The sequence below is a fragment of the Candidatus Rokuibacteriota bacterium genome, assembly GCA_030647435.1.
GTDB lineage: Bacteria > Methylomirabilota > Methylomirabilia > Rokubacteriales > CSP1-6 > AR37.
In genome coordinates, this window is sequence record JAUSJX010000017.1 from 1 (window position 1) to 5,332 (window position 5,332).

Genomic DNA, 5,332 nt, shown 5'->3' on the forward strand with positions numbered 1-5,332 from the left:
CGCTCCTATGCGCTGGCGAGCCCGCCGAGATCGAGGACGGCGTCGTGCCACACGGCCCCGACCTTGGCCTGCCCGCGCCCGCGCCGGAACGTCACGAGACGCATGGCCTACTCCTCGCTGACGCTCACGCCGCTGCGCGGCGGCAACGTCTTCCCGGCCGCCTTCGCGACTTCCTCGAGCTCCCGCGGCAACCCGAACCGCACGTCCTCTTCCACCACGTGGACCTCCTGCACCGCGACGGACTGCCTCCGGCCGAGCGCCTCCACGACTTCGCTCACCAGGAATTCAGGCGTCGAGGCGCCCGCGGTGACCCCGACCCGGCTCGCCCCGTCGAGCCACTCCGCCCGGATGTCGTGCTTGTCGTTGATGTTGTCGGGCCCCTCGTCCAGCTCGCCCACGAAGTGCGCCCCCTTGGCCCGGAGCGCCTCCACCACGTGGCGGTTGTGGACGATCTCCTTCCTCACGTAGATGGGCGGCGGACACACCTGCAGGGCCAGCTCGACGATGTCGATGGCCCGATCCACGCCGGCGCAGAAGCCGCGGGGACCGGCCAGCACGATTTCCTGAAGCGGAATGGTCGCCATAGTCTCCTCAGGCTGTGTACGGCTCGATCAGCACCTTGAGCGCCCGGCCCCGCTCCATGAGGCCGAGGGCCTCCCGCACGTCCGCCAGGCCCATGGTGTGGGTCAGGAGCCCGTCGGGCACCACGGCCTCCGACTCCAGCAGCGCCACCGCCTGCCTGATCAAGGCCGGCGTGTGGTGGAATGCCCCGACCAGCGCCAGTTCTTCGTAGTGCACGCGCCGGGTGTCCACGGCCACGGTGGTGCCCGGAGCGCAGCCGCCAAAGAATACCACGGTCCCTCCCCGGCCGGCAGCAGCCACGGCCTGCTCCCAGACCTCGGGCCGGCCCGTGGCGTCCACGGCCACGTCCACGCCGCGGCCGCCCGTGACGTCGCGCAGGAGAGCCGCGAGGCTCGGCGACTGGCCGGCGTCGAGGCACTCGGCGATCCCGAGGCCCCTGACCCGGTCGAGACGCCACCCGGGCTTGCCGACGAGGAGCGCCCGCGCGCCCCGCTGGGCCGCCACGAGGGCGAGAAGACAGCCGAGCGGCCCGTGGCCGATCACCGCCACCGTCATGCCCTTCTCGACCCGGCCGCGCTCGATCCCCAGGAGCGCGCAGGCCAGCGGCTCGGCGAAGGCCGCGCGGCGCGCGGGCAGCGACGGGCCCAGTCGGACCACATTGGAGGCGACGAGCCGCGGCGGGAGCGCGATGTATTCCCCGTAGCCGCCATTGACGAAGAGGAGATCCTCACAGAGGTTCTGGCGCCCCGCCCGGCAGCAGCGACAGGCGCCGCAGGGCGCCGAGTTGGCGGCGACGACACGATCCCCTTCACGAAAGTCGCTTACCCCGCGTCCCGCGCGCGCGACGGTGCCGGCGAACTCGTGGCCGAACACGGTCGGCACGTGCGGGATCATCACGGGATGACCGCGGCGCAGCACCTTGACGTCTGTGCCGCAGGTCAGCGCGGCCTCGATCCTCATGACGATCTCGCCCGGCCCCGGCTCCGGCACGGGCATCTCCTCGAAGCGGAGATCGCCGGGCCCGTAAAAGACTTGAGCCTTCATCCGGGAACGGGGGCCCAGAAATGGCCCCCGTACTCCCCCAGTCCGCAGACAACGCTCGGGGTTGTCATGGCGTTATGTAGACCTTCACGGCTTCCTGGCGCTGCATGAGCTCGACACCGCGCGCGAGCTGACCGAGCGGCAGCCTGTGGGTGATGAGCCCGTCCACGTTCACCGTCCCCTGGCTGAGGAGATCGAATGCCTCCCTGAGCTCGACGGGCGAGGACGAATAGGTCGCCGAGATTGTCAGCTCGCGGTGGTAGAGATCGGCCAGGGACAGCGGCAGGCTCTTGCCCGCCCCACCAGCGAAATAGTGGAGCTGGCCGCCGTCGCGAACACGGGCCGAAGCCCATGGCAGGAGCGCCGCGCCCCCGGCCGTCAGCATCACGATGTCGACGCCACGCCCGTCCGTGGCCTGTCGGAGCGCCGCATCGAGCTCGGCGTCCTCGTCGGGGACGCGGGCGCCGGCGCGGCGGCCGAGCGCCCGCCTGCCGGCGACGAGGTCGGCGCCGAAGACGGCGGCGCCGGCGAGCGAAAAGACCCGGGCCAGCAGACACCCGATCGAGCCCAGGCCCACGACCATCACCGTGTCGCCCGGCGCCGCCCCGGAGCGCTTGACGGCGCGCAGGCAGCAGGCCAGCGGCTCGGTGAAGGACGCCGTCTCGTCGCTCATCGAGTCCGGCAGCGCGAAGGCGGCGTGCGCGACGTTGGGCGCGGGCACACGGCAGAGCTCGGCAAAGCCGCCCGGGTCGAGGTTGCTCAGCTTGAAGTGGCGACACATGGACGGACTGCCGCGCCGGCAGTAGTGGCAGGCGAAGCAGGGCACGTGGTGGGCGACGACGACCCGCACGCCGGGGCTGAACCTCGTCACGCCGGCGCCGACTTCGACGACCCCGCCGACCACCTCGTGGCCGAACACGGCGGGAGCCTTCGTCGCCGGGCTCGTGACCTTCAGGATGTCGGAGCCGCAGAGCCCGCAGCCGTTCACACGGACCAGCATTTCCCCCGGCCCGATCCGCGGCTCGGGCCAGTCTCGGAGCTGGAGTCTGCCGGGCCCGGCGTAGACCGCGGCTTTCACGTGCGCTTCTTTCCCCGCCTCGACCGGCCCCACCTCGACTGGACCCAGCAGCGGAGCGCGATGCCGAGCTTCCTGGGCGTGGGCACGCTCACGCGCCCGCCAAAGACGCGGAATCGGCGGCGCTCGATCGTTTCGAGAAGCGCGAAGTAGGTCCGCCCCATGATCTCCGCGGCGAAGAGGGTGTGCTGGTCGGCGCGCGGCAGCGCAGCCCACGCGCCCTCGTAGTAGGCGCGCGCGCGCCGGGCCTCGTGCTCCATGAGCCTGACGAAGTCGGGGGTGTAGCGCCCCGCCGCCAGGTCGTCGGCGGTGACGCCGAAGCGCTCAAGGTCCTCCTGGGGCAGGTAGACGCGCCCGGCCAGGGCGTCGGGCTGGACGTCGCGCATGATGTTGGTCAGCTGGAGCGCGACGCCGAGGTTGACCGCGTACTCGCGCGCCCGCACGTCCGTGTAGCCGAAGATCTCGATGCAGCAGAGCCCGACGGCGGAGGCGACGCGGTAGCAGTACGGGTAGAGCTCGTCGAACGTCTTGTACGTGGAGCGCTCGAGGTCCATCTCGACGCCCGCGATGATCTCTTCGAGCGCCGCGCGCGGGATCGCAAAGATCTTCACGGCTTCCTGCAGCCGCTGGGCCGCCGGGTGCTCCGGCGAGCCCCCGAAGACCTGCGCGATCTCCGCGCGCCAGCGCTCGAGCTCCTTTCGCTGGGCCGCGCGGTCCTGCCCGACGTCCACCGCGTCGTCGACGATGCGGCAGAAGGCGTAGACCGCGTAGAGGGCCTCGCGCTGGGGCCTCGGCAGGCAGATGAAGGCGTAGAAAAAGTTGGAGCGGCTCTTGCGCGTCAGTCTCGAAACGAACCTGGCGGGATTCATACCGCGCGAAGCCCTGCAGGTCGGGGGGCGTGACCCCGCTCGACGAACCAGGCGACGGCGTCCCGCAGCGCGTCTTCGGCGGGCCTCTGCGGCAGGCCGAGCTCGCGGACGGCCTTCTCGGCGCTGAAGTACATGCGCTTTCGCGCCATCCGCACGGCGTTCAGCGGCACCTGGGGTGTCCCGCCGGTGACGCGGGCCGCGCCCTCCATGCAGAGGGCGGCCATCCACGCCACGCCGTACGGCACCCGGAACCGGGGCGCGCGGAGACCCGTGATCCCGGCGAGCGCCAGGAAAATCTCGATGAGGGACATGTTGCGGTGGCCGAGCACGTACTTTTGGCCGACCCTGCCGCGTTCGGCGGCCAGGATGTGGCCGCGGGCGACGTCCCGCACGTGGACGATGTTGAGCCCCGTGTCGAGCGAGCCCACCATCTTGCCCTTGAGAAAATCCACGACCATCTGCCCCGTCGGCGTGGGCTTGACGTCCCAGGAGCCGATCGGCGTCGAGGGGTTGACGATGATGATCGGCGCCCCGCGCGCCGCGAGCTCGTCGGCGACGCGCTCGGCAAGGAACTTGGAGGCCTTGTAGGGCCCGACCATGTCCTCGAGCCCCACGGGGCTCGTCTCGTCTCCCGGCGTCCCGTCCTTCGGGATGCCCAGCGCGCCGACGGTCGAGGTGTAGACGATGCGCTCGGCGCCCGCCTCGGCGGCGGCCGTCAGGATGTGGCGGGTGCCGTCCACGTTGGCGCGGTAGAGCTCGCGCGGGTCCCGCGCCCAGAGCCGGTAGTCGGCGGCGACGTGGTAGACCCGCCGCGCGCCCTTGACCGCCGCCCGGAGCGAATCCGCGTCGAGGAGATCGCCCTCGGCGATCTCAACCGCGCAGCCCTCGAGCGCCCTGCGATCGCTGCCCTTGCGCGCCAGCACGCGCACCGTCCGGCCGTCGGCCAAGAGCTCCCGGACGAGGTTGGCGCCGACGAACCCGGTGCCGCCCGTGACGAGCGCGTCCATGGCGCGGGCCGTCTAGGCCGCCAGCCGGGCGAGCGAGCCCGCCACGCTCGCCAGCGCCCGACGCGTCGAGCGCCGGAGCTGGAGCGCGCGGCGCAGGACGCGCGGGTGCGCCAGGGCGAGGACGCCGCCGCATCGGATGCGCCCGTCGGCGCCCATGAGCCGCATCAGCTCGTCGGGCAGCGTCTCGCGCGCGTCGTCCGACACGGCGCGCACCACGAGGGAGAAGCAGCCGCGTGCGGCCGCCGCCTCGAGGATGGCCGCCGACTCCATGTCCACGGCCACGGCGCCCGTCGCGGCGCGAAGCGCCGCCTTGGCCTCCGGCGTCGCCACGGCCCGGCTCGCCGTCGCCATGACGCCGGCTCGCGCGTGGGCACCCGATGCGGCAGCGGCCCTCTGTTCGTGGCTCCCGGTAACGGGCAGCCGCAGCCCCGCGTCGTTGATGACCGCGTCGGGCAGCACGAGGTCGCCCACGCGGAGGGCGGGGTCGAGCCCTCCGCAGACGCCCGCCGAGACGACCAGCGGGCGGTCTGAAGCCGAGACGAGAGCCGTCCAGCGGGAGCCGAGGAGACCGGCACGGAGACCGACGGGAGCCACGCGGAGAGTCCCACGGCCGAACGCGGGGAACGACAAGGACGGCAGCAACGGCAGGGAGAGCGCCCGGGCCAGGGCCCGAGCCTCGAGCTCAACCGCCGTCAGGACCAGGATCGCGACCAAGCCGGTCGGCGCCGGACGCCGCGGCCCGGAGCGCCCTCTCCTTC

The 5,332-nt window shown here is 72.4% G+C and carries 6 protein-coding genes and 1 pseudogene; all 7 read right to left on the reverse strand.

From position 1 onward, the window contains the following. Positions 1 to 107 precede the first annotated feature (107 nt). Complete coding sequence (locus Q7W02_03615) at positions 108 to 398, reverse strand: hypothetical protein (protein ID MDO8475278.1); 291 nt, start codon at positions 396 to 398, stop codon at positions 108 to 110. Then, positions 372 to 584, reverse strand: a pseudogene (ispH, locus tag Q7W02_03620) (4-hydroxy-3-methylbut-2-enyl diphosphate reductase). The gene Q7W02_03615 and the pseudogene ispH overlap by 27 nt, the downstream one beginning before the upstream one ends. Before the next feature lie 7 nt (positions 585 to 591). Next, on the reverse strand, positions 592 to 1,572 hold the full coding sequence (locus tag Q7W02_03625; protein MDO8475279.1) for an alcohol dehydrogenase catalytic domain-containing protein: 981 nt from the start codon (positions 1,570 to 1,572) through the stop codon (positions 592 to 594). Positions 1,573 to 1,690: 118 nt separating this feature from the next. Further along, entirely contained in the window at positions 1,691 to 2,701 is a 1,011-nt protein-coding gene (locus Q7W02_03630) for an alcohol dehydrogenase catalytic domain-containing protein (protein ID MDO8475280.1), read from the reverse strand. After that, the gene (gene hpnD / locus Q7W02_03635; GenBank protein MDO8475281.1) at positions 2,698 to 3,567 is read right to left on the reverse strand and encodes a presqualene diphosphate synthase HpnD; all 870 of its coding nucleotides are present in this window, start codon (positions 3,565 to 3,567) and stop codon (positions 2,698 to 2,700) included. The genes Q7W02_03630 and hpnD overlap by 4 nt, the downstream gene beginning before the upstream one ends. Then, positions 3,564 to 4,574, reverse strand: coding sequence for an NAD-dependent epimerase/dehydratase family protein (locus Q7W02_03640; GenBank protein MDO8475282.1), 1,011 nt, complete (start codon positions 4,572 to 4,574; stop codon positions 3,564 to 3,566). The genes hpnD and Q7W02_03640 overlap by 4 nt, the downstream gene beginning before the upstream one ends. A 12-nt stretch (positions 4,575 to 4,586) precedes the next feature. After that, a partial coding sequence (locus tag Q7W02_03645) for a hypothetical protein (GenBank protein ID MDO8475283.1) occupies positions 4,587 to 5,332 on the reverse strand: 746 nt, incomplete at its 5' end.

Excerpts from the sequence above, each read along its gene's own strand:
- hpnD (MDO8475281.1), bottom strand. The coding sequence starts at position 3,567 with ATGAATCCCGCCAGGTTCGTTTCGAGACTGACGCGCAAGAGCCGCTCC.
- Q7W02_03640 (MDO8475282.1), bottom strand. The coding sequence starts at position 4,574 with ATGGACGCGCTCGTCACGGGCGGCACCGGGTTCGTCGGCGCCAACCTC.